Source organism: Paenibacillus sp. FJAT-27812 (assembly GCF_001273905.1).
Taxonomy (GTDB): Bacteria; Bacillota; Bacilli; order Paenibacillales; family Paenibacillaceae; genus Pristimantibacillus.
Genome location: NZ_LIGH01000001.1, coordinates 4,378,558 through 4,403,900 on the forward strand (window position 1 = coordinate 4,378,558; position 25,343 = coordinate 4,403,900).

19 protein-coding genes are annotated in these 25,343 nt (G+C 46.5%); 16 read left to right on the forward strand and 3 right to left on the reverse strand.

The window, feature by feature from the left end:
• Nucleotides 1–155 precede the first annotated feature (155 nt).
• The 4 genes from ADU23_RS18370 to ADU23_RS18385 all read left to right on the forward strand — a co-directional run bounded on the left by ADU23_RS18370 (nucleotide 156) and on the right by ADU23_RS18385 (nucleotide 6,204).
• Nucleotides 156–2,453, forward strand: a complete 2,298-nt coding sequence (locus ADU23_RS18370) for a helix-turn-helix domain-containing protein (protein WP_053375054.1) — start codon at nucleotides 156–158, stop codon at nucleotides 2,451–2,453.
• 205 nt (nucleotides 2,454–2,658) lie between these two features.
• Nucleotides 2,659–4,284: an extracellular solute-binding protein gene (locus tag ADU23_RS18375; protein ID WP_053375055.1), complete on the forward strand. Its 1,626-nt coding sequence runs from the start codon at nucleotides 2,659–2,661 to the stop codon at nucleotides 4,282–4,284.
• Nucleotides 4,285–4,361: 77 nt separating this feature from the next.
• Complete coding sequence (locus ADU23_RS18380) at nucleotides 4,362–5,312, forward strand: ABC transporter permease (protein WP_053375056.1); 951 nt, start codon at nucleotides 4,362–4,364, stop codon at nucleotides 5,310–5,312.
• A gap of 13 nt (nucleotides 5,313–5,325) precedes the next feature.
• Entirely contained in the window at nucleotides 5,326–6,204 is an 879-nt protein-coding gene (locus ADU23_RS18385) for a carbohydrate ABC transporter permease (protein ID WP_053375057.1), read from the forward strand.
• Nucleotides 6,205–6,259: 55 nt separating this feature from the next.
• Here the strand turns inward: ADU23_RS18385 and ADU23_RS18390 are convergent, their stop codons facing one another.
• A complete protein-coding gene (locus tag ADU23_RS18390; protein WP_053375058.1) occupies nucleotides 6,260–7,192 on the reverse strand; it encodes a helix-turn-helix domain-containing protein in 933 nt (310 codons plus the stop codon).
• A gap of 128 nt (nucleotides 7,193–7,320) precedes the next feature.
• On the opposite strand from ADU23_RS18390, the gene ADU23_RS18395 reads away from it, so the two are divergent.
• Nucleotides 7,321–8,157 carry a phytanoyl-CoA dioxygenase family protein gene (locus tag ADU23_RS18395; protein WP_053375059.1) on the forward strand — a complete coding sequence of 279 codons (837 nt, stop codon included), beginning with the start codon at nucleotides 7,321–7,323 and terminating at the stop codon, nucleotides 8,155–8,157.
• 58 nt (nucleotides 8,158–8,215) lie between these two features.
• On the opposite strand, the gene ADU23_RS18400 is transcribed toward ADU23_RS18395, so the two are convergent.
• Nucleotides 8,216–8,872, reverse strand: coding sequence for a TetR/AcrR family transcriptional regulator (locus tag ADU23_RS18400; RefSeq protein ID WP_053375060.1), 657 nt, complete (start codon nucleotides 8,870–8,872; stop codon nucleotides 8,216–8,218).
• Nucleotides 8,873–9,082: 210 nt separating this feature from the next.
• Here ADU23_RS18400 and ADU23_RS18405 point away from each other — a divergent pair, with 210 nt between their 5' ends.
• A complete protein-coding gene (locus tag ADU23_RS18405; protein WP_053375061.1) occupies nucleotides 9,083–9,928 on the forward strand; it encodes an SDR family NAD(P)-dependent oxidoreductase in 846 nt (281 codons plus the stop codon).
• Nucleotides 9,929–10,025: 97 nt separating this feature from the next.
• Here the strand turns inward: ADU23_RS18405 and ADU23_RS18410 are convergent, their stop codons facing one another.
• Nucleotides 10,026–10,964: a helix-turn-helix domain-containing protein gene (locus tag ADU23_RS18410; RefSeq protein ID WP_053377708.1), complete on the reverse strand. Its 939-nt coding sequence runs from the start codon at nucleotides 10,962–10,964 to the stop codon at nucleotides 10,026–10,028.
• Nucleotides 10,965–11,170: 206 nt separating this feature from the next.
• On the opposite strand from ADU23_RS18410, the gene ADU23_RS18415 reads away from it, so the two are divergent.
• From ADU23_RS18415 to ADU23_RS18460, 10 genes are all read left to right on the forward strand, one after another.
• The gene (locus tag ADU23_RS18415; RefSeq protein ID WP_053375062.1) at nucleotides 11,171–11,893 is read left to right on the forward strand and encodes a ThuA domain-containing protein; all 723 of its coding nucleotides are present in this window, start codon (nucleotides 11,171–11,173) and stop codon (nucleotides 11,891–11,893) included.
• A gap of 185 nt (nucleotides 11,894–12,078) precedes the next feature.
• Nucleotides 12,079–13,740, forward strand: coding sequence for a DUF4091 domain-containing protein (locus ADU23_RS18420; RefSeq protein WP_053375063.1), 1,662 nt, complete (start codon nucleotides 12,079–12,081; stop codon nucleotides 13,738–13,740).
• 203 nt (nucleotides 13,741–13,943) lie between these two features.
• Nucleotides 13,944–14,909: an ABC transporter permease gene (locus tag ADU23_RS18425; protein WP_231637478.1), complete on the forward strand. Its 966-nt coding sequence runs from the start codon at nucleotides 13,944–13,946 to the stop codon at nucleotides 14,907–14,909.
• Between the two features lie 11 nt (nucleotides 14,910–14,920).
• Nucleotides 14,921–15,805, forward strand: coding sequence for a carbohydrate ABC transporter permease (locus tag ADU23_RS18430; protein ID WP_231637482.1), 885 nt, complete (start codon nucleotides 14,921–14,923; stop codon nucleotides 15,803–15,805).
• A 61-nt stretch (nucleotides 15,806–15,866) separates the two neighbouring features.
• A complete protein-coding gene (locus ADU23_RS18435; RefSeq protein WP_053375065.1) occupies nucleotides 15,867–17,522 on the forward strand; it encodes an extracellular solute-binding protein in 1,656 nt (551 codons plus the stop codon).
• Between the two features lie 30 nt (nucleotides 17,523–17,552).
• Nucleotides 17,553–19,628 carry a hypothetical protein gene (locus ADU23_RS18440; protein WP_053375066.1) on the forward strand — a complete coding sequence of 692 codons (2,076 nt, stop codon included), beginning with the start codon at nucleotides 17,553–17,555 and terminating at the stop codon, nucleotides 19,626–19,628.
• 82 nt (nucleotides 19,629–19,710) lie between these two features.
• Nucleotides 19,711–21,480, forward strand: coding sequence for a cache domain-containing sensor histidine kinase (locus tag ADU23_RS18445; RefSeq protein WP_053375067.1), 1,770 nt, complete (start codon nucleotides 19,711–19,713; stop codon nucleotides 21,478–21,480).
• Between the two features lie 20 nt (nucleotides 21,481–21,500).
• Complete coding sequence (locus ADU23_RS18450; RefSeq protein ID WP_053375068.1) at nucleotides 21,501–23,090, forward strand: response regulator; 1,590 nt, start codon at nucleotides 21,501–21,503, stop codon at nucleotides 23,088–23,090.
• Nucleotides 23,091–23,144: 54 nt separating this feature from the next.
• Nucleotides 23,145–24,410, forward strand: coding sequence for an alpha-L-fucosidase (locus tag ADU23_RS18455; RefSeq protein ID WP_053375069.1), 1,266 nt, complete (start codon nucleotides 23,145–23,147; stop codon nucleotides 24,408–24,410).
• Nucleotides 24,403–25,317 carry a metallophosphoesterase family protein gene (locus ADU23_RS18460; protein WP_053377710.1) on the forward strand — a complete coding sequence of 305 codons (915 nt, stop codon included), beginning with the start codon at nucleotides 24,403–24,405 and terminating at the stop codon, nucleotides 25,315–25,317. Before ADU23_RS18455 ends, ADU23_RS18460 begins: the two co-directional genes overlap by 8 nt.
• The last annotated feature ends 26 nt before the right edge of the window (nucleotides 25,318–25,343 follow it).

Genomic DNA, 25,343 nt, shown 5'->3' on the forward strand with positions numbered 1-25,343 from the left:
ATATGCAAAATTTAAATCTAAACGGGGGATAAAAAAATCACAATTGGGCTGGTACAAGACTAGGCGCTGCATACGGCAGGTGAAAACAAGAAGGGTGTCGAATACAAAAAATGTTACAGTAGCTTCAGCATGGGTCGGGGGGTTCAAGGTGAGTTATGGCTATGATCAAATTCCGTACGCACAGCATCATCATTACTTGGCTAATTTCATACATATCTGTCCTGTTAGTCCCGATTATTATTAGCGGAATTATATATGCGGCGACCTGGCATGTAGTAGCGTCGGAGGTTAACCGGGCCAATGAATCTCTTCTTAATCAGATGGAGCAAGCGATTGACAGCAATCTTCTGGATATTGAGCGGCTAAGCACGGAAATGACGTTAAGCAATCGGCTTGCCGGTTTTCTTGACGTTGAAGCCCCTATCCAAGATCCTGATTATTACACGCTGACCGGAATTGCAAAGGACTTGCGCATCTATAAAATGGCTAACGACTACATAGAAGAGATCTATGTCTATTATAAAAACAGCGATACGGTCATTTCCTCGCGGGAGCATCTGGACAGTCAAAGGCTGTTCGAAATGATGCATACCGATGGGATGGACAAAAACAGATGGACAGCGATTTTCGGCAAACGGTATACGAATGAATATGTGCCGATCACTTATAGGGAAGATGGACAAGCATCGAAGGCCGTCATGTACGCCCGCTCGCTTACCCTCGATAATTCGGAGCAGGAGGGCGCCGTCTTATTGTTTATTATTAAGGATTCCAGTTTGCTCGCGAATATATCATCCAGCAACAAAGCTTCCATCGTTATACTCGATAAGGAAAACCGTTTGATCGCTTCGACCGGCAATGCATACGGCTCCGCTGATTTTACGAATGAGAAATTAAAGGGCACAAGCGGGATGTTCTATCAAGGCACAGGAAAACAAAAAATAGCCGTTTCCTATACGGTTTCCGGAAAAACGGGCTGGAAATATATATCGCTCATTCCGGCTAACCTATTTGACGAGAAAATGAAGCTCGTAAAAAATTTAATCTATATCAGCCTCATTCTCAGCCTTCTCTTAGGTGGAATTGTTACTTATTTATTCTTAAAACGGAACTACAACCCGATGAATACTCTGATTCGAAGTCTAGTTACGCGTTCGGGCATTTCCTTTGAGGCAGGCTCGAATGAGTTCGGTTATTTAAAAACGCTGCTCGATGATACTTTTGCAGAGAAAGAAAAGAATGGGGAACGATTTGAGCGGCATCGAAATTCGATTCGCTCCCATTTTCTTCAAGGGCTGTTGAAGGGGCAGCTTGATGGGCATATGCCAATGCAGGAGTCGCTTGAGGTTCATGCGATTACGCTCGCTTCTAACCGATTTGCTGCCTTGCTGTTCTCCGTCGATCATTACGGTAAATTTGAAGTGTCAGGCCTCATCGATCTTCCGAAGGCAAAGCTGGTGCACTTTCTTGTGATGAACGTGGCCGAAGAAGTGGTGGAAGGCAGTCATCAGGCCTACACGACCGAGATCGACAACCTGCAAGCCTGCATTATCAATTTCAAGCAATACCGCGATGACGACGAATTAATGGCTATAGCGGAGCGGGTTAAAGTGTTTATGCGCGATCAATTCGGTGTTCATCTGACGGTTGCGGTCAGCAATGTCCATGAGCAGCTGGAAGGGATCGCTTTGGCCTATCAAGAGGCAATGACTGCGCTTGAGTACCGCCTAGTCATGGGAAGCGGAGAAATTATTCGGTACGGCGACCTGTCGGAAGCAACCCGGGAATCTAGGAGCTACTATTATCCGCTGCATATTGAGCAGCAATTGATCAATCTAATCAAAACAGGCGATTATGATAAAGCGAAGGCGATGCTCGACGAGATTGTAGAAATCAATATATCGGGCGCCGCGATATCGGTTCCGCTTGCCAAATGCCTCCTATTTGATTTAATCAGCACGATTCTCAAAACCTTGAGCGAAATCGGATCAAGCGATAAAAGAGACTTGATGGATCAGATTAATCCGGTGGATCAATTGTTCGCCTGCGAGACGATAAAAGAAATGCAGGTCCAAATCAGTGAAGTTCTAAAGCAAGTATGCGACTCCATTCAGGATGAGAAAAGCAGCGAAAACAGCCGGCTCAGTCAACAGGTCATCGCTTATGTGGAGCAGCGCTACAGCTCCGATGATTTGAATATTACCGCACTGGGTGAAGCCTTCGATCTGACCCCTTCCTATCTGTCGAAGCAGTTCAAAGCACAGACGGGAGAGGCGCTTCTTGAGTTCATTAACAAAACGCGCATCGGAGGCGCCAAGCAGCTACTACGGACGACCTCCCTATCCGTAACGGAAATAGCCAGAGCGGTGGGATACTCCGACATTAATACCTTCAATCGAATATTTAAAAAATATGAAGGCATTACCCCGGGCAAATATAAGGATATATTGTAAAATTGAAAAACGGCTTCGCCCTTTGAACAGAGGCGGCAAAGCCGTTTTTACTTGTCATTTGGCGAATTGCATGAACGGTTTACATATTAGAGATCCATTATTGCTGATTTTGAAGGTCGATTTCTAGTTTTGAAGATATCTTAACCGCTTGATTTTGCTGCACAATGAATGGGCAAGGCAACCATTAACGAGTAGGGGGATTCAAATGAAGAAACGGATTAGAGGCTTCATAGGAATGGCGGTAACGATTTGTCTCGTATCCAGCATGCTTGCGGCTTGTTCCGGAAATAAGAACGAGAAGAACGAGGCTGAACCGGCGGCTTCGCCAAAGACTGATAATTTGAAAGCGGTTACTTATCCGATTGAAACAAATGACACGCTAACATCCTGGGAGCAGATCAATACGAATCTAATTACCTTTTATCCTAACTTGGCTGATTCGCCTTTTGGCCAAGAGCTGGAGAAGCGAACCGGCGTAAAGGTGAAATATTCGCATCCCGCGGACGGTCAGGCGAAGGAGCAATTCAACCTGCTGATCGCTTCCAATAACTTGCCGGATGTCATTGAATACGATTGGAATACGGGTTATCCGGGCGGGCCAGACAAGGCGATTGCGGATAAGGTCATTCTTCCTTTGAATGATCTGATCGACCAATACGCGCCTAATTTAAAGAAAATTTTGAAAGAGAATCCCGAGCTGGACAAAATGCTGAAAACGGACGACGGCACCTATTACGTCTTCCCGATGATTCGTCCCGAGAACGGTACCGTATTCCGCGGTCCGATGATCCGGAAGGACTGGCTGGATGAATTGAACCTGCCTGTGCCGACTACGATTGATGAATGGTACACGGCGTTGAAGGCCTTTAAGGAGCAGAAGGGAGCAACCGCCCCGTTTACATTGCAATACGGCGTGGAATTCAACATCCAAGATGCGTTCATTGGCGCGTATAAAACGGCCAACCGGTTCTACATCGATGATCAAGGCCAAGTGAAGTACGGTCCGATCGACGCGCAATTTAAGGACGCGATAGCCTTGCTTCGCAAATGGTACTCGGAAGGTTTGATCGATAAGGATTTTGCGCTGAACAACGACTCCAAATCCCTTGACAGCAAAATGATGAGCAACGCGTCCGGCGCAACGGTTGGCTTGCTAAGCGGCGGCATGGGCCGATGGATGGAGACGGGCAAAAAACAAAACGAGAAATTCCAGTTGGTCGCTGCCCCTTATCCTACGCTGAACAAGGGAGAAAAAGCATTTATCGGCCATAGGGACTTCTATTATAATCCGATTGCGAGCAAGGCGATTTCGGCAGATTCCAAAAATCCCGAGCTTGCGGTGAAATGGATTGATTACGCATACAGCGAAGAGGGCGCCATGCTCTTCAACTTCGGTATTGAAGGCGTGAGCTACACGAACAACAACGGTACGCTGGCGTATACGGAAAAAATTACGAAAGATCCGCAATATACGCTGCAGCAAATGATTTCCCAGTATACGAAGCCTAACGGCCCGTATAATGGCGATGCCCGCAAAAATAACTTCAATTCGTTCAAGGAGCAGGACGAGACTTTGGTCATTTGGTCCGATACCGATGCAGCGAACCATATTATGCCTGCATTCATTACACCGACGCTGGATGAATCCAAAGAGGTTGCGAAGCTGATTACAGCTATTGCGAGCTATAAGGAGGAAATGCTGCTGAAGTTTATTATGGGCCAAGAGCCGATCGAAAAATTTGACGCGTACGTAGAACAGATCAAGAGCATGGGCATCGAAAAAATAACAAAAATCTATCAGGACGCGTACGATCGTTACAAACAGCGTTAAATGCCAAAATCTCATGCGGAAGGCAGCTGGCGAATCGCTTCATGCCTTCCGGCCAACAAGAATGGAGTGAAGCAGAAATGGCTGCGCCAAACATAAAAACCGCCCCTGCATACTTACCCAGGAAGAGAACGGGCATCTTGCTTGATATAAGCAAAAACAAATGGCTCTATATGATGCTCCTGCCGGTTATCCTTTATTATTTGGTCTTTCATTACGGGCCCATGTATGGAGCATTAATTGCATTTAAGGATTTCTCTCCGCGGCTTGGCATCTTAGGGAGCGACTGGGCAGGGTTTGAGCATTTCCGGACTTTTTTTACCGGCGCTTATTTTTGGCGAACGATAAAGAATACGATCATGATCAGCTTCTATGAATTGGTTTTTGGTTTCCCCGCACCGATTATTTTGGCTTTGCTGCTCAATGAAGTGAAACATACGCTTTTCAAGCGGGCTGTGCAAACCATTACCTATATGCCTCATTTTATTTCTCTAGTCGTGATATGCGGCATCATTAAAGACTTCACTTCCAGCGAAGGGGTCATTAACGACTTCATCGCGTGGATAGGGGGAGAACGCGTCACCTTCCTGCTTGAGCCGGACATGTTCCGTTCGATCTATGTGTCATCCGGCATTTGGCAAAATATAGGCTGGGGGACGATTATCTATTTGGCAGCGCTGACAGGCATCGATAACGAGCAATATGAAGCGGCGCGAATGGATGGAGCCGGAAGGTGGAAGCAGCTCATCCATGTGACGGTTCCGGGAATTTTGCCTACCATCATTATTTTATTAATTTTGGAAATCGGCCGCATGATGAATGTAGGGTTTGAGAAAATCATTTTGCTCTACAATCCGACCACCTATATTACGGCGGACGTCGTTTCCTCTTATGTCTACAGGGTGGGCCTTCAGGATTTCAACTTTAGCTTCAGCTCGGCCGTAGGCCTGTTTAACTCCTTTGTCAATTTTACGTTATTGATAACGGCTAACTGGATAAGCAGAAAATGGAATGAAACGAGTTTGTGGTAGGAGGTACACCAAGATGAATCGAGCAACGTTTGGAGAGAAGATTTTCGATATCGGAAACGTACTGTTTCTGTTAATCATGATGATGGCAACCGTATATCCGATCGTTTATGTATTGTTCGCGTCTTTAAGCGATGCGGGTCAGCTTATGGCTCATAACGGGTTTCTATGGAAGCCAGCCGGTTTTTCGATCGAGGCCTATGAGAATGTGCTCCGAAATCCGATGATCGGAAAAGGTTACTCGAATACCCTTTTTATCGTAGTGGCGGGCCTAACGATTAACATTTTGCTGACTTCTTTCGGATCCTACGCCTTGTCGCGCAAAAGCCTTAAATACCGCAAGCCTATTATGATGGGCCTTGTCTTTACGATGTTCTTTAACGGCGGGCTTATCCCTCTCTATTTAACCGTCAAAGGGGTGGGGCTATCCGACTCCTTATGGGCTTTGATTATTCCGCAAGCTGTAAACACGTTCAATTTGATTTTGATGAAAACAGCCTTTGAAGCTATTCCCGACGCGCTTGAGGAATCGGCCAAAATCGATGGCGCCAATGATTTTACGATATTGTTCCGTATTATTTTGCCGCTGTCGCTGCCGGTTGTTGCGGTTATGCTGCTCTATTACGGCGTAAGCCACTGGAATTCGTGGTTCTATGCGCTGATCTTTTTGCAGGAAAGAGCGTTGTTCCCGCTTCAATTAATATTGCGTGAAATTTTGCTGCAGGGCGAAGCCAGCAGCATGGCTACTGGCGCTTCCGATATGGATGCGGCCGCTCTGTCCGCCACATTGAAGTATGCGACGATTATTGTAGCGACCGTACCTATTTTGTGCGTTTATCCATTTTTGCAAAAGTATTTCGTGAAGGGCGCTCTTATCGGGGCAATAAAGGGGTAAAGCAAGGTAATGCTGTTGAACGTATAAAATAGAGACCGTCGAGTGGCGATCTTTGTTATTTTGTTGATACCCTATGGCTATTGCGCCACTCGGTCGGCGTCACGCCTACAAACCGCTTGAACACAGTCGCAAAATGCTGGCTTGATTGATAGCCAAGCCGATACGAAATGTCCGTTACGGAGTCTAAGGATTCCGCTAGCTGGCGGCAAGCTGCCTTCACGCGAAGCCGCTCGACGAAAGTGATCGGCGGCTCCCCGGTATATTCCTGAAAGGTGCGATAGAAATGGGATGCGCTGACGCCAGCAGAGGCAGCGAGCTCATCAACAGTAGGACGCCAATCCGGTTGTTGGCCCATTTTAGCGATGAGACGATTAAATTGATGCAGAAGATCTGGCGCGATTGAATGAGTGCCGTCATGAGGCTGGATAAAGGCTAGCAGTATATCGATTATAGCGTTTCGTACAGCGGTGCTTTTAAGCGGGCTTTCTATCGTGAGCGCTTTTTTTAACTTCTTGAACGATTGAATGGGAGGCAAGCCAATTTGTGAAACGCGCTGCAGCCTCGAGAGGGCTTGATGAAAGACGATGCTCTCTTCCGGCGCCATCCGAAGCCATCCATGCTCGTGTGGAGCCTTAATAATCAACCACCAAAACTTGCAGGGCTCGATAACGTCGAAGCCTCCGCGGTGCTTCTCGCCGGGACGGGAATGGAACAAATCACCAGCCTGTGTTTCGTAGAGGCCGCCTTCGAGCTCCCAGCTCGCTTTGCCGCGCTCAATGAGCACGAATTCATAACAGCCTGGATGCTCATGCTCGTGGAGCGGCAGCGCTTTGCGCAGCTCGTCGCTGCCAAACAAAACGAATTCCGGTACAAGGGGAATGCGCGCATTATTCTCTACGTCGTATGTCCACCGAGCGCTGCGGGGAGAGGAGTCTGGACCGCCGCTTAATGAAAGCAATCGTTCAGTATCGGAAATCTCTTTTGGCATGATGATAAGCTCCTCTTATGTTTCTATATGCGTTCCATGTTTCTCATCCTACTTCGTAATAACGGGAACGTCAAACGGTGCCTGCAAAGGTTAAGATGAGGGCAAGCACAAAGAAGGAGGATTTATCAATGACTTTACAAGCGGAACGCAAGTATCAAATTACGGAGCAGGACAAGGAATTATTTAATAGGAACGGGTATTGGATCAGTCCAAAGCTGATTGACGATGCGCAAATCGAACGGCTGCGCGAAGCGCATAGCCGGATCTGGTCAGGCGATTATGACGGCGACGGGCAACCGATGAATCATTTTCGGCTAAGCGATAACCCGGACGCGCTGCGCAAGCTGGATAACGGCTGGTGGATTAACGATGAGGTGCGCAAGGTCGTGACGGACCCGTTGATCGGAGAGCTGTCAGCCGATTTGCTCGGTTCGGATGAAATTCGTTTGTGGCATGATCAGATTATTTACAAACCGGGTATTGGCAATAAAATTTCCGGGGACGGCAATGTGGGATGGCATCAGGACTATGGCTATTGGCAATGCTCGAATACGCCCGATATGATTACCGTTTGGATCGCTCTTCAGGACACCGACTTAACGAACGGCGGCATGATGACGATTCTGGGATCGCACAAGTGGGGGCTAATTCCAGACAGCGACTCATTTTTTAATCAAAATATGGAGGAGTTACAGCAGAAGTATTCGGGAGGCCGCGATTGGGTGGAGGAGCCATGCATCTTAAAAGCAGGCCAAGCAAGCTTTCATCATGGTCTTACGTTCCATGGCTCGGGGCCTAACCGGACGAATGATCCGCGGCTGTCCGTCGTTGCGCATGTGATGCAAGGCGGCACTAGCTACCGCGCCGGCGTTCAGCGCCATGACAATATTCGCTTGCTCGGGCCGCGCCCCGTACATGGGCAAGCTTTTGCGAACGACTACTTTCCGGTGTTGTTCAAAAGATAACAAAAAGGCTGCCGAAAATTTTTCGGCAGCTTTCTTGCGTATGCCAAGCCTCACTCGCTCAGTGTTCCGGAAGCAACGAACTGACAAGCAGCGTGAGCGTCTTCGTGTACACGGCATGTGCCGATTGGACATCTCCCAAATGCCCGCCAAAGTAAAGATGGATTACGCCATGAAGCGATGCCCAAGCGATACTCACTACGGCTTCCGTATCATATTGACGAGGCAGGAGCCCTTGTTCTTGAGCAGAGCTGAAGAGGATCAATAATTGCCGCATGGCGGTTACGGTGCCCTGCAAGCTTTCCTCGTCCGGTTTGAAATCCGCGAAAGCGCCTCCGAACATCAGCTTATAGTAGCCCGGGTAACGCTGCCCGAATTGCCAGTAAGTTTCGCCTATATTGTAAAAATACTGGGACGGATCGGCACTTCTTTGCGTCTTCTCGAATTCGCTGGCGAGTATTTTGCAACCCTCCAGATAGAGCTGCTGGGCAAGACCCTCTTTATTGACAAACAAGCTGTAAATGATTTTTGTCGAGCAATCCATCTTCTGAGATACTCGGCGCACCGTAACGGCTTCCGGGCCCTCTTCTTGTAAAAGCGTTGCCGCGGCATCAACAACAAGCTTGCGCAGATTCTCATGATTTTGCAAGCGGGCTTCTTGGTAGGTTTTTAATGTTCGTGCGTTTGTATGGGATGAGGAGGTATCTTGACCGCTCATACGTATCACCTTCGGTTATCGTGTTTTTGTTAGGAAACAACGTTTCTGAATGTTATATGAGGAATATTATACAGTTGAGAGGCAGTTGTCAACGAGGCGGTGATGTACGAAAAAAACGAGATTGACTTTATAACGAGCTCTGGTTACAATGTGATCATTCGGTAACAGTGTTTCCGAACTAAAACAAAGTAACCAAAGGGGTGCACTAATATGACTTTTCAAGGAAAATGGGCGTTAATCACGGGAGCCTCCTCCGGTATTGGAGAGCAATTCGCAAGGCAGCTAGCCAAACAAGGCTGCCATTTGGTACTCGCGGCTAGATCGGAAAGCAAGCTGGAGAGTCTGGCGGCTGAGCTAAAAAAAACGTATCCCATTAAAACCGAGGTGATTCGAGTGGATCTCTCGAAAGAGGGAGCGCCAAGCGAGCTGTACCAGCAATGCCGGCTCAGGAAGGTGGAGATCGAGCTGCTGATCAACAACGCGGGTTTTGCTACGCATGGTTTGTTTGATCAGGTGTCAGGCGAGCGCCAACATGAAGAGGTAATGCTCAATGTAGCGGCTGTCGTCGATATGACCCACTTGTTTTTGCCGGACATGCTGCGAAGAGGCTCAGGTACAGTCATAAACGTAGCTTCAACCGCCGGATTTCAGCCACTTCCCTATATGGCGGTTTATGGGGCGACGAAAGCTTTTGTATTGTCATTCACTGAAGCGTTATATTGGGAGAACCGTGAACGCGGCGTAACCTTTTTCGCGCTTTGCCCGGGCTCGACGGATACGAGCTTCTTTAATGTGGTTGGGACTGAGGCGGCTTCTGTCGGGAAAAAAGATACGCCGGAGAGAGTGGTTGAGGTTGCTTTAAGCGCATTGAAGAATGGGAAGGTATATGTGGTTCCAGGCGTGCAAAATTATATCGGAGCGCAGCTATCGCGGTTCATTACAAGAAAGCAGGGGCTGCGGGTAGTTGGAAACATGCTTCGTCCGCGTGGAGGATCAAGCCTTTATAATATGAGCGGTAATCAATCCGATCTTGCAGGCAGGACGACGATTCGATAGAGCTAACTATTGAAAATAGAGCATCAGGATGAGCCATAACTGCCCCTTTCGAGCACAAAAGGGGCAGGAAGGCTCAAGCCATTAAAGCGCATTTGGTTCAAAGTATCCGCGAGCCAGCCCCCATCGAAGCTTTGGATTCATTGCGCATGCGTACTTTGAACTCCCTCGGCGAGCACTGATTATGGCGCTTAAAAAGCTTGTAAAACTGCGCCATGTTGGAGATGCCGACCTCGTAGCTCACATCCATAATGCTAAGCTCGCTCGTCAGCAATAATAGCTCAGAACGCTTGATCCGTTTGTAGTTGACATATTCCACGAAAGAGATGCCCATCGTTTTTTTGAAATATTTTATAAAATAATGATAGCTTAAATTAAGCAGCGCACTTGCGTCTTCTACGCAAAGCTTATCCTTCAAATGGGCGTTTATATAATCAAGAACCGGCCTTAATCGATTTAATTCCGTTTCCTCCGTGTAGTTCAGCATGTTGCGGCTATCGCTTCTAAGCAGCAGCAGCATCAATCGCTTAATCGCAGCACTTATCGCCATTTCGTAACCTTTCGCCCGCGACTGTGATTCATTAAAAATGTCCATAATAAAAGCATGTGTTTCCCGCTTTGCCGCTTCGTCTATGTCAAAAATGTAATTCAGCTTCTCCAGCGGCTCCGTCAATTCCGAAAAGCAGTACAAATACGGTATGGTGCTCTCGTCAAAATGTTTGCCCAAATCGATCTGAAACACGACATAATGCAGCGTGTCTGCAAGCGGCTTGTGAGAGCGGTGCGGCTGGGATGCCCCTAGCACCATAACGTCGCCGGGTCCGAGGACCACGTAATTGTGTTTGCTTTGTACGCCTAAGTGGCCGTCTATAATCGCTAGAAACTCAACTTCTTTATGATAGTGCCAAGGATGTTTCTCCAGCACGCTGGACTGGTGAGCTTCTAAGGAGATTTCCCATATTTTTAGAAAGAGCAGCGGATTTTGATAAATGACCTCTTCATTGATCGCTTCTGTATGCGTATCGATCGTCGTTTCCATAAAAGGCATGAGCATAACCTCCTATTAGGAGTATACCACTTTTGGAAATGTAACTTCATTAAATACATCTCTATTCCTCGTTTTTTTGTACAAGTGATAGAAGGAGGACATTTTTGAATATAAAAGGGGCATGATATTGCATTTTTTTAAATGCTTGATTTTTCTATACTAGTGGTAGCGATATTACGAAGGAGAGTGCTCGAATAATGACAAAAGTAACGGTATGGAACGAGAATCGTCATGAGAAAAAGAACCCGCTTGTCGGTGAAATATATCCAAACGGCATCCATGGTGCGATTGCAGGCTTTTTGACAGAAGCAGGCTATGAGGCAGGAACGGCAACTTTGGATGAGCCGGAACACGGCTTAACAGATGAAGTATTGAACAACACGGATGTGCTGGTTTGGTGGGGGCATCTTGCGCACGGCGAAGTAACGGACGAGGTTGTCCAAAAAGTGCAGCAGCGCGTGCTGGACGGAATGGGCTTGATCGTTCTTCACTCCGGCCATTTCTCGAAAATATTCAAAGCTTTAATGGGTACAAGCTGCGATTTGAAATGGCGTGAAGCCGATGAGAAGGAACGCCTGTGGGTTGTAGCGCCAAGCCATCCGATCGCGGAAGGCATCGGCGAATTTATCGAGCTGGAAAAAGAAGAAATGTATGGCGAGCACTTTGATATCCCTGCGCCAGACGAGCTTATTTTTACAAGCTGGTTTGAAGGCGGAGAAGTGTTCCGCAGCGGCTGCACCTTTACACGCGGCAACGGCAAAGTGTTTTATTTCCGCCCCGGGCATGAAACTTACCCGACTTATCACAACAAAGACATTCAACGCGTCATTGTGAATGCGGTGAAATGGGCAACGCCTGTCGATCGCAAACGTCCGGTATATGGCAACGCGCAGCCGTTAGAAGCAATCTCGGCGAAATAATCAAGTTAGCAGCCTATATGAATAGTGAAATAACGCTTGGGTGTCTGAGCGTTATTTTTTTATTTTACGAGACGTTACGCCAAAATATTTAAATGATAGGGTTAAAAATAACAATCAGCGGGTTGGCAAATTGGAAATATTCACCCATACTGAAGGTATCTATCTTTAAAAGGGGGTTATTATTCATGGTACCTGCTTTAGAAACGAAATGCGTAAGCTCGCTCGCTAAGGTGTTTCCAGACGAGGAGCTTTTAGACGATATACGATCCAAAGCTTCTGCCTTAAAGAACGAGGTATTCTCTTTCCAAGTCGCATACCGTGCGCAGCATACTGCAAGAGCGATAAGAGATTTGAACATTCAAATTGAAAGCGAGCTTGCTAGTCGAATATCGGTTAAATCGGTAGCGCTTGCTCCTTCCGAATTGCCCTGCTATCCCGATCAGGATGAGCATATCCTCCGTTCAACGCCAGGATTATATCCCGATCCTTTATTTCCAATGGATTCAAATCGGGGCGTGCATGCTGTTCCTCAGCAGTGGCGCTCGCTTTGGATAACGGTTGCATTAGATGGTTCCGCAGAAGCAGGCTTGTATCCTATCCGTATCTTGTTTCTAGACGAATCAGCTGGCTTATTAGCCGAAGAAGTCGTTGAACTTGAGATTATTAACGCTGAGCTGCCGAAGCAGAAGTTAATTCATACCGAATGGTTTCACACCGATTGCTTAGCCGTACATTATGGCGTGGATATGTTTAGCGAAGCGCACTGGACTTTGATTGAAAAGTATGTGGACACCGCTGTTCAGCACGGCATGAATATGCTGCTGACACCGCTGTTTACGCCTCCGCTTGATACGATGGAAGGCGGAGAGCGGCCTACGGTTCAGCTTATTGAGGTTGAGAAGCAGGGTGACCGCTACAGCTTCGGATTTGATCAATTAAAGAAATGGATCGAGATAGGCAACCGTTGCGGGATAGCGTTCTTTGAATTTTCGCATCTGTTTACGCAGTGGGGGGCGAAGCATGCTCCGAAAATAATGGCGACTGAGGACGGAAAGCTTGCGCGTATTTTTGGCTGGGAGACCGATGCGACCGGAGAGAGCTACAAATCGTTCCTGAGACAGTTTTTGCCGGAGCTTGTCCATTTCATTGAGGCGAACAAGCTGGAGCAGCGCAGCTATTTCCATATTTCCGATGAACCTTCTTTGGAGCATTTGCCATGGTATACAAGCGCCAGCGAGATCATGCGTGAGTTTCTAGGCCAATTTCCGATGATCGATGCGTTATCCGACTATGCCTTTTATGAGCAGGGACTGGTGTCCAACCCGATTCCGGCAAACGACCATATAGAGCCGTTTTTATCGAACGGGGTACAAAATTTGTGGACTTATTATTGCTGCGCGCAATACAAGCAGGTTTCCAACCGATTCTTTAGCATGCCTTCGGCACGAAACCGAATAATCGGTTTGCAAATGTACAAATACAATATAGCAGGGTTCTTGCATTGGGGTTATAATTTCTGGTACTCGCAATTTTCCGTAGCGCCCATTCAACCCTTCGAAACGACGGATGCGGGCTGCGCATTTCCATCTGGGGACGCTTACCTTGTTTATCCGGGACCCGAAGGGCCGATTGAGTCTATTCGGTTAAAAGTATTCTATGAAGCTTTGCAGGATATACGGGCGCTTGAGCTGCTTGAGAGCTTAATCGGAAGAGCGGAGACTCTCAAATTTTTGGAAGACGGGCTCGCTGAAGAGATTACATTCGATGTGTATCCAAGAGACCAGAATTGGTTGCTATCGTTCCGGGAACGCTTGAACCAGACGATCAAGCCGCTGTTTGAATCCTAATAGAATCGACTGCCTGCACCATATCCACGCCATTTGATTGGCATGTGGATATGGTGTTTTTTATTGCGTCACTAATCGATCGGCAACTTGTTTGTTTTAAAGGGCCTTTAGCTTGCGATGCACAGGTTGTTGGGGTCTTGGTTATCTTTGATAATAAAAGAAGATCGTTACGAGCATAGGAAAGAAGGTCGAGTGAATACAACATGCAAACAAAAACGAACATGAAGAAAACGGGTATAAACGAAGGTCTTTTCCTGAAAAAGAGCCATTTCAAAAAAATGAGTGCCCAATACCAACTTATACTGTTATCGATTCCTTTCGTTCTCATTCTTATTTTATTCAATTATGTTCCGCTATGGGGCTGGATCATGGCATTTCAGAACTACTCTCCAGCAAAAGGAATAACGGGCAGTTCATTTGTCGGATTGGAAAATTTCAAATTTTTATTTGCCGATGATCAATTTTTAAGAGTGCTTCGAAATACGCTCGTGATGAGCATCATGAGCCTGATCGCTGGTTTTCTCGGTGCGATTATTCTAGCATTGCTTCTTAATGAAGTGCGGATTTCGGTATTTAAACGGACGATTCAAACCTTGACGTACATTCCGCATTTTGTATCGATGGTCGTCATTGCGAATATCGTTCTTACCTTTTTATCGCCGGATGGAGGGTTTATCAATAACCTGCTTCTGCAAATGGGGCTGATCAAAGAGCCGGTCTATTTTATGGGAAAAGGAGAATGGTTCTGGATCATCCATACCTTGGTCGGCGTGTGGAAGGAAATCGGCTGGAGTACGATTATCTATCTCGCGGTCATCGCTGGACTAAATCAAGAGGTGTATGAAGCGGCGGATGTGGATGGCGCGAACAGGTTCAAAAAGATTTGGCATATTACGATTCCCGGCATTATGCCGACTGCGGTCATTTTATTGATTCTATCCGTCGGTTCGATTATTAATACCGGCTATGAATCGCAGTTTCTATTAGGCAACCCGCTCGTTATTGATTATTCGGAAGTGTTGGATTTATATGCGCTTAACCTATCATTTGGCTCACAGCAGTACTCTGCCGGTATCGCGCTGAGCATATTCAAAAGCATTGTCAGTATTATCCTTGTAGTCATCGTTAACTATATTGCGCGAAGAACCGGCAAATCCGGTGTGTTCTAAGGAGGAAAATGATGCGAAAATCGGTTGGAGATATCTCCTTTAGTGTTGTGAACTATACGTTCTTAGCGGTTCTTGGCCTTGTCACCTTGTATCCTTTCTTAAACTTATTGGCGATTTCGTTTAACGATTCTCTAGATTCGCTGCGCGGTGCGGTTTATGTGTTTCCCAATCAGTTCACGCTCGATAATTATCGAGTGGTGTTCCGAACGGACACCTTGCTGAATGCTACCGTTCTTTCGGTGACCAGAACCTTGCTGGGCACGTTTCTATCGGTTCTCTGTACGGCGATGCTGGCTTACACCTTATCTCGCAGGGAGTATATTTACCGCAAAACAATAAATTCAATCCTCATCGTCAGCATGTACGTCAACGGGGGAATTATTCCTACCTATCTATTAATTAAAAATTTAGATATGACGAATACCTTTTGGGTGTATATCATTCCGGGCTTGATCAGCGTATTTAATGTGATCATTATGCGGAGCTACTTCGAGCAGCTGCCGGAAGGATTGATAGAATCGGCGAAGGTAGAAGGCGCATCGGATATCAAAATATTGATGCAGGTCATTCTTCCGATAAGCATGCCCGTGCTGTCAACGATTACCTTGTTTGTCGCAGTTGGCCATTGGAGCTCATGGTTCGATAATTATTTGTATAACAGCAAAGAGAGCTTAAGCGTGCTTCAGTACGAGCTCATGAAAATTTTGATCCAATCAACGAATCAGGTTTCGGGGAATGCGACCGGGTACGTGGACAAAAATGTGCTGGCCCAAACGACGCCGCAGTCGATCAGAGCTACGTTGACGGTGCTCGTTACGATGCCTATCATTTTAATTTATCCTTTTCTCCAGAAGTATTTTATTAAAGGCATGATGATTGGCGCAATGAAAGAATAGCGGATATCACTCAGGATAGACCTGTTAATGATATGATAAATGAGATGAGAGGGTGTTCGAATTGAAAAGAATAGTAACGGTTGGTATTGCGCTTGCTCTTTCCATGTCTTTGCTTGCAGGCTGCGCATCAGATTCAAAGTCATCCAATGATTCAAACGCGGAGTCAGGCTCAGATGGCAAGCAAGAAAAGATCAAAGTAACGATAAGCACTACAGATCCAAAGTTGAAAACGGATACAGCCGTACAAAAAGCGATTTCTGAAAAAACGGGTGTTGAGCTGGAATATATGCCTGTCATTGGCGGCGCGGAGCAGGCGCAGCAAAAATATGAAATATGGCTGGCGTCCGAGGATTATCCTGAAATCGTAAATATGGGCGTTGGAAGCATATCGAAATATAGAGATGGCGGAGCGCTTCTGCCGCTTGAAGATCTGATTGAGCAGTATGGGCCCAATATTAAGAAAAAATTCGGGAAGTTTTATGAATTGCTGCGCGACCCGGATGGGCATATTTATTCGTTAAGCAACGTGAGTCTTTCCGAAGAAACGCCGGCCAATGTCCAAGGATCGTTTGTCGTGCAATACGACGTTCTAAAGGATGCCGGTTATCCGGAAATTAAAACATTGGACCAGCTGTTCGAGGTTCTGCAAGCGTATGTGTCAAAGCATCCAACGATTGATGGCAAAGAAACAATTGCTTTTTCAGGCGCCGGTGCGGACCTGACTTATAATAATCCTGCGATCAGCGCTGCCGGTTTACCGGACCATGGACGCTTCTCCATCGACAGCGAAAATAATGTCCATGTCGCATTTACGGCAGATTACACGAAGAAATACTTTGCGTTTTTGAATAAGCTGCAAAATGCAGGAATGCTCGATAAGGAGATTTTTAGCCTTAATTATGAGACCGCAAGCACGAAGATTGCGCAAGGCCGTATTTTAGCTGGCTATTTCCCGCAATGGGTGCTGGGAGGACCGGAAAAATCGCTGGCTGCAGCGGGTAATACGAGCCGGCAGTTTGCCAAATTCCCAGTCTATTTGGATGAGAGCGTACAGGACCACTCGAATACGGTAACGCCGTCGAGCTCAGGTAATAACTGGGCGATTACGAAAAATGCGAAACATCCAGAACGTATAATTCAATATATTGACTTCCTATTTACAGATGAAGGACAGAAATTGATTAGTTGGGGAATTGAAGGACAGCACTACGATGTTGTAGATGGCAAGCGCGTTCGAAAACCGGAAGTCAATGAAAAGAGCAAGGCCGATCCGGATTACTTCATCAACGAGGGTTTGGCAAGTCCTAACAGCCAGTTCAGCTTTGGTGATGGAGCGAAGCTGGACGATGGCGATTATGCGACACCTCTCACTGCAGAAATGATCGCGAGAAACTATGATGATGCGACAAAAGAAGTTTTAAATACATTCAACAAGACGATATGGGCTGACTTCTTGCCGAAGCCAGAATACATTCCTGCTTACCTCTGGCAGTTGAATGCTCCCGAGAACTCTACCGCCATTATGAAAAAAATGGAGCAAATTTGGCAGAAAGAAACGCCGAAAATTATTTTATCCAAAACAAATGAGGATTTCGAATCCGCATGGAACAGCTATATCCAGCAATTAGACAAAGCCGGGGAGAAGAAGCTTGAAGAAATGTGGTCGGAAACGTGGAAGCGATATGTTGAAGTCTACAACAAGGCGACAAGTAATTAATCATTCGTACGAGGATGGAGGGGCTATGCAATGTTATCGAATGATTGGCTGATCACAACGGGGAAATTCAAAGCAGAGGTGTCATTTTGCCAAAATGATGCTGAAATCGTGATGACGAATGGGTTAATTAAGCGAGCTTGGCGCATATCCCCTAATGCCGCAACGGTTGCGTTTGAAAATCTAATGACTGCCGAGACGTTAATTCGTGGCGTGAAGCCCGAGGCGATGATTGAAATGAACGGGCAGGTATTTGAGGTCGGCGGGCTGAAGGGCCAACCGGATTATGCCTATTTGCGCAATGAATGGCTCGATGAGATGAAATCGGATGCTAGCGCCTTTCAATTCCAAGGTTATGAGCTTGGGGCAACGGAGGAGAGATTTGCTTGGGGACGCAATCGCTTCTCGGACAAGCAAGCGGCATGGCCGCCGCCGGGGGTGTCCCTCCAATTGCATTTTGCCCCTCCGGGCGATTCGTTAGCAGGCATCCGTCTCACTGTTCACTATGAAATGTACGACGGAATTCCGCTGATTTCCAAATGGCTAACGATTGCCAATAACAGCGGAAACCGGGTGAAATTGAAAACATTCAAAAGCGAGATTTTAGCCATCGTGGAGTGGGAATCCCCTGTTGAAACACCTGAACGCTGGGAGTACCCGAATCTCCATGTTGAAAGCGACTATGCCTTTCAAGGCATGACCTTTAAGAAGTCGAATCGCACAACGAACTGGGTGCCAGATCCGGATTATACCACCCAAATTAATTATGAGTATTTAACGCCGGCGTTATTGGAGAGCCGTCCGCCGATCGGGCCGGATGTATGGATAGGGGCAGGCGAGAGCTTCGAAACCTTTCGGACGTATGAACTGATCCACGATAGCACGGACCGAGAACGAATGGGGCTTGCGCAGCGGCGGATGTATCGTACGCTTTCCCCATGGGTTACCGAAAATCCGATTATCATGCATGTACTTAGCATGGAGCCGGATGTCATTAAGGAAGCTATTGACCAGTGCGCCGAGGTAGGCTTTGAGATGTTGATTTTATCTTTTGGCAGCGGCCTTAATATGGAAGAAGAGGATCCGGACTATATCGCAAAGATTAAGCAGCTGTCGGACTATGCGCATGGGAAAGGGATCGAAATCGGCGGTTACTCCCTGCTTGCGAGCCGGAGCGTTAGTCCGGAGGATGATATCGTAAATCCCCAAGGGGCCTATTATATCCACTCTCCATGTCTTGAGAGTCACTGGGGACAGCAATATTTCCAAAAGGTGAAATCGTTCTTAGAGCAAAGCGGGATGGGCGTATTTGAGCATGACGGCTCCTATCCTGGGGATATATGCGAGTCCAACGATCACCCCGGACATCATGGGAAAGAAGATTCCCAGTGGCTGCAATGGAGAAGAATAACCGATTTTTATAAATGGTGCCGAAGCCAAGGCATTTACTTGAACGTGCCGGACTGGTATTTCCTGAGCGGCTCGAATAAAACGGGAATGGGATACCGGGAAGTGAACTGGTCACTGCCGAGAGAGCGGCAAATTGTCATTGGCAGACAAAATATTTACGATGGAACATGGGAAAAAACGCCGAGCATGGGCTGGATGTTTGTCCCGCTGACGGAATACCATGGCGGTGGCGCGGATGCGACGATGGAGCCGCTAAGCGAGCATCTGCCTGATTATGAAGCGCATTTGATCAACAACTTCAGTGCTGGCGTGCAAGCGATTTATCGCGGGTTTCGCCTATTCGATTCCGAAGCAACAAAACAAGCGGTTAAGAGCAAGGTTCAATTTTTTCAAAAATACCGTGCCATACTGGAATCCGATATTATCCATATCCGCAGGCCAAGCGGCAGGGATATCGATTGTATTCTGCACGTCAACCATGCGCTTCCCGACAAAGGGCTGGCGGTTGTCTACAATCCAATGGACCATGCCGTGTCGCAGACGTTGAAATTGCCGCTCTATTATACGGGTTTAACCGGCACCGCAACCGTCCAAGAACAAGAGGGGCCATCCGAGGCGTATGCTCTTGATCGAAGCTGTCATATTGAATTGCATGTGGAGATCGCGCCAAGGTCGGCAACTTGGTTTTTGATTCATTAATGAGTTAATTGGCAGTATAGTGGATAGCCGAATCTCTCCTATGAGATTCGGTTATTGCATTAGGTATGGAGGATCAGGGCCTATGAAGATCAGAACAAAAATATTTTTCACAACAGCGCTGGTCGTGATTTTTTTATTAGGTTCATTAACCTATTTTATGACACGTTTCTCGAGTCATATTTTGATGACAAAAATGGAGCAGGACGTGGGCTTCTCCACATCGCAGCTTTCGCAAAACATTGATTCCCTGCTTCAGTCTTATGAACAAGTGATCGACTCCCTTTATACAAATTCAGAGCTGCAGAGCAGACTATTAACCCAATACGATTCGGTCATCGAGGCGCAAGACGTTTATTTTGATTATTATTTGCCTTTTGTCAATTGGGTCCGCGGGTCCAAAAATATTTTGCGGCTAATGGTGTATACGAACAATCCGACTTTTCAATTTGCAGATGTGAAATGGATCGATGAAGAGATAAAACAGTCTGAATGGTTTAAGACAACGCAGCAGCCAGACAAAAAACTGGTCAAAACGTGGACGAACCTCGGAATTGATCCTTATTATCGCTTTCGCGTCATTCGCCTGACTCAGAGGATGAACAATCCGGTTATCAATTCCCAAGTCTATGTGACGATTGATCTGCAGGAACAGCTGCTGCAAAACCTGATTTCCAAAGAAAACCAGAAGCAGCGGTTTATTATTGGTTTGCCGAACGGGCAAGTCGTATTGGATAGCTTCTTGGACAGCAAAGCGCCGCTTTTGGTTCGGGATTATAGCTTTTATAACCAGATCGAACAGGCAAATGAAGGTAAAGTCGTCTATGTGAAAGAAAATAATGAACGGTATTTGTTGACGGTCAAGAGCCTGGATTCCCGTTCCAGCGTAAGAGGATTAAAGGCGATTGTGTTAACGCCGACCGGCGAGCTAACAGCCAAAGTGAATGAGATGAAACGAATTGCCATCATGCTGTTGGTTTCTTCGATCATTATTGCCGTCCTTATGATGTATACCATTTCCACCAAGCTGACCAAAAGACTGATGCTCTTGGCTGCCAAGATGAGGACGGATAATATTACGCAATCCTACTCGCAAATTGCGTTAACCGGCAACGACGAGATCAGCCAACTGGGGCTAATCTATAATCAAATGATTTTGCGCAACAGTTTGCTCATCAAGGAAGTCTATGAATTTGAATTCAATAAGAAGGAGCTCGAATTAAGAGCGAAAGAATCAGAGCTGTATGCGCTTCAAACGCAAATTAATCCCCATTATTTATTTAATACGCTGAATGCCATTCGAGGGAACCTGCTTAAGAAAGGCGACAAAGAAAATGCGAATATTATCAAATTGCTCGCACAGTCTTTTCGCAATCTGCTAGGCAAAAGCGGCTCTGTCGTACGGTTGGAGGAAGAGATTGGCATCGTGGATACGTATTTGCGCATTCAATCTTACCGATTTGGCGGGAGGCTGCAATATCAGATCAACATTCCGAAGGAGCACAATATCTATCAGCTGCCGCGGCTCTCTCTCCAGACGCTGGTAGAGAATGCGATCATCCACGCGCTGGAGAAAAATGAAGACGATACGCTGATCTATATCGAATCCCAGGTCATCGATAATGAGCAATATCATATCGTGGTGAGGGATAACGGCTCTGGCATATCGCCTGCAGCACTGGAACAAATCCGGCAGCAATTAAATGATCCCAGCATGGAGCAGGAACGTAATATTGGCTTGCGGAATGTTCATCAACGATTAACCCAAATGTATGGGCCGGAATATGGATTAACCATTCAAAGTGAAGAAGGCATAGGCACGGCCGTAACCCTGATGATTCCACTAAAAGGATAGACAGCTAAGGAGGTGCGTCGATGGAACCGGTATTAATCGTTGATGATGAGCCAGGCGCCCTGGATGCAATCATGTATGCGTTAGACTGGGAGCACTACGGATTTACGATTAAAGGGGTTGCCTCCAATGGGAGACAGGCACTCGAACTGCTGAAGAAAAACCAATATTCGCTTATGATTACGGATATTCGCATGCCGGGCATTAGCGGTCTTGAGCTTTTGCAGGAAATCAGGAAGTTTACGAACATACCGGTTATTATTATGAGCGGCTATCAGGAAATGGATTACCTCAAAACCTGCTTGAAATACAGCGTGAAGGATTATTTGTTAAAGCCTGTGGAAGAAGAGGATTTGGCCAAGCTTTTAGTCGATATCAAAAATGAAATTACGCATGAGCATATGCTGAATAGGCAGCTGCATTTCGGCATTCCGGCCATAAAGGATCAATTGCTGAAAAAATGGACCCAAGGCTTATTAAGGGAAGAGGAGGTTAGAGATCAGTTTGGCATGCTCGGCATCGAAATTAAGGATAGTCAGCGTATTTGCTGCCTTATTGTCGAGTTTGACTTCATGGAGGCTACGACGTTCAACCAGACGAATTTTGAAATTCAGATGAAACGTTATGCGGCTCGCAATGTGATTGAGGAATTGATTTTGAACCAAGGTTATGTGTATGAAGTTTCGGAGGAACGGTTTGGAGTTGTTCTATTTCATGCTATGGAAGCGGAGAATGGGATCAACATCCAGAAAAAAGCGGAAGAAATTATGCTGTTTATTGAAAAATGCGTCAAAATTCCGATTACAATCGGGATCGGCACAAAAGGGAATACGTTAGACAACGCGTTCCAATCCTATTCGGCGGCTGAGAAAATGCTGGATCGAAGATTTTTTCTTGGCGGACAAACGATCCTATCGGCAGACCAGCTCCCGGACGATCACGAGAAGCTTAAGCCCTTTGAGACGCAAGGGGTTATCTCGATCATTCATGCAGTCAAAGAACAAAACGCTGCGGCGCTTCAATCCTGCATTCAGAAGCAAAAGAAACAATTCGTTGATGCTGAAACGCCAAAGCCGCTCGTACAGTCTACCGTAGTCGAAATATTGGTGCAATTGCTGCGTGTGGTCCAAGAGGTTGGCGGTCATTACGATAATTTGTTCGAGCTGGATTTAGGTGATTACAAGAGCTTTATGCAGTATAAAGAGCTGGATCTGTTGTTTAAATATGTAGAAGAGAAGTGTATGGTCGTTTTGGAGTTTTTAGCGCAACAGAAGCCTTCTCAGCCTGCGAAAATGGTACATTCCGTAAAAAAAGTGGTCGAGCTGCAATTCAGCTCGAATTTAAGCTTGAAGGCTATTGCTGAACAAATACATCTTCACCCTGTTTATCTAGGCAAGCTGTTTAAAGCCGAAGAAGGACTCTCCTTTAATGATTATTTGCTGAAAGTGCGCATGGAGAAGGCGAAGGAGCTATTGCTCTATTCCGATAAAAAGGTATATGAAATTGCTCTAGAGGTGGGGTATCAGGAATTGGATTGGTTTTATAAAAAATTCAAGGAATATACCGGCGTTAGCACGAGTGAATATCGCAACAAGGCAAAAGTGAGCTCGTAGGTTATTTTCAAGTGTGAATCAAAATAGTCCATTCATGAAGAAGAGGTGCTTAAAATGACAGCAAACCATACCATCAAACCAAGCCCGAAACAGCATGAGTATCAATCCTGGGAGTTCGGATTGTTTGTGCATTTTGGTTTAAGAACGTTTTATGAAGGGTACGTGGATTTTGATCCAAGGGGCATGTCCCCGGCTTTATTTAACCCGCAGCAATTGGATTGCGAGCAATGGATACGTACGGCGAAGGAAGCCGGAATGAATTATGCGGTACTAACGGCCAAGCATCATGATGGATTCTCCAATTGGCCTTCGCAGTATAGCTCGTTTTCTACCAAACAATCCCCTTGGAAGGATGGGAAGGGCGATGTTGTCCGGGAATTTGTCGAGGCTTGTCGGAAATACGACGTAAAGCCAGGGCTATATTATTCTCCTTTTGACGGATCTGCGGATTTCTATAACCAGGATGCAAAGGCTTACGATGATTATTTCGTAAATCAAATTACAGAGCTGCTTGGCGAGTACGGAGAGATTGATATCCTATGGTTTGACGGCTGCGGTTCGGAGGACCATCAATATGATTGGAAACGGATCATCGGAGAAATCCGCCGCCTTCAACCGAATATTTTAATTTTTAATATGGGAGACCCTAATTTCCGGTGGGTGGGGAACGAGGATGGCATTGCGCCGATTCCTTGCTGGAATGTTGTGGATTCGCTTGAGTTTTCGATCATGACCGAGGAGAAGGAAGCGTTGCCTTATCAACTATGGCTGCCTGCGGAATGTGATGTGCAGATGCGAGCGAATTGGTTTTATAGCGACAGCGATGAGCATACGGTAAAAAGCCTGGATCAGCTCATGGGCTTATACTATTATTCCGTAGGGCGAGGTACGAATTTGCTCCTGAATATCGGCCCGGACAGACAAGGCTTGCTGCCATCGATAGACGTAAGCCGCCTTAACGCAATGGGCGCTGAAATAAGAAGGAGATTTGGCAGCCCAATCGCGACCTTGGACCAATGTGAGCATAACCAGAATGAATGGATCTATAAGCCTGCTCAACCGCATCTAATCGATCATATTGTTATCCAAGAGGATTTATCGCAGGGAGAGCATGTGCTGAATTTTCAAATCAATATCATGACAGAGAAATCGCATCGAATACTAACCGTGTACGAGGGGCAGAACATCGGCCATAAAGCTATTGTGCGCATTCCGCCGGTTAAAGTTCGGGGAGTCTCTCTAACGGTGATAAATGCGCAAGGAGAGCCTTCTATTAAGGAGCTGTCATTTTATTATGTCGGGGAGCAAGGAAATGGATAAAGGGCTAAGGTTTCGTACCGACGGAACATTCAAAATCGTCCAATTTTCCGATACCGAGTATATGGACGATGTCGCTGAGCTTAATGGACGAACCGCTTACATGATGCGAACCGTTATTGAGACGGAGCAGCCCGATCTTGTTGTATTTGCAGGCGACGTCATCGGCAGCTTGCGCTGCAGCAATCCAGGGCAGTCATTCCGAAATGCGGTATCGACTGTTGAAGAGCTTCAAGTGCCATGGGCCGCTATTTTTGGCAATCACGACTCGGAAGCCGGAATTACGAGGGAACAGCTGATGGATATTCAATTAAGCCACAGCTATTGCGCTGCTGAGCGGACGGCTGAGCATGTAAGCGGCGTAGGCAATTATGTGTTGAACATACAGGGCAGTGATGAGCAAGCAGCAGCGGCTTTATATTTCATGGATAGCGGCAGCTATTCCGCTCTTCCCGCGGTACATGGATACGATTGGATTCGCAGAGATCAAATTGATTGGTATGCCGCATGCTCGAAGGCACTCAAGGATCAGAATGGCGGACAGCCTGTTCCTTCCTTAGCTTTTTTCCATATTCCGCTGCCGGAGTACCAAGAGGTATGGGATAAGGGGGACTGCCATGGAGAAAAGCGAGATGAGGTCTCCTGCCCTCGTATCAACAGCGGCCTCTTTGCCGCAATGGTAGAGATGGGCGATGTTATGGGCACCTTTGCAGGGCATGATCACGGAAATGATTATTGGGGCGAGCTTCATGGCATTCGTCTTTGCTACGGACGCTCTTCAAGCTATGTTGTATGGGATACGGATATTCCAATTGGTGCAAGAGTGATTGAATTGAAACAGGGAGCTAGAGAGTTTGATACTTGGTTGCGTTTAAGTGACGGTTCGACGCTGCAGCGCGCTATGCTGTAGCAGGTTATTGTATTTTGCGGTTGTCT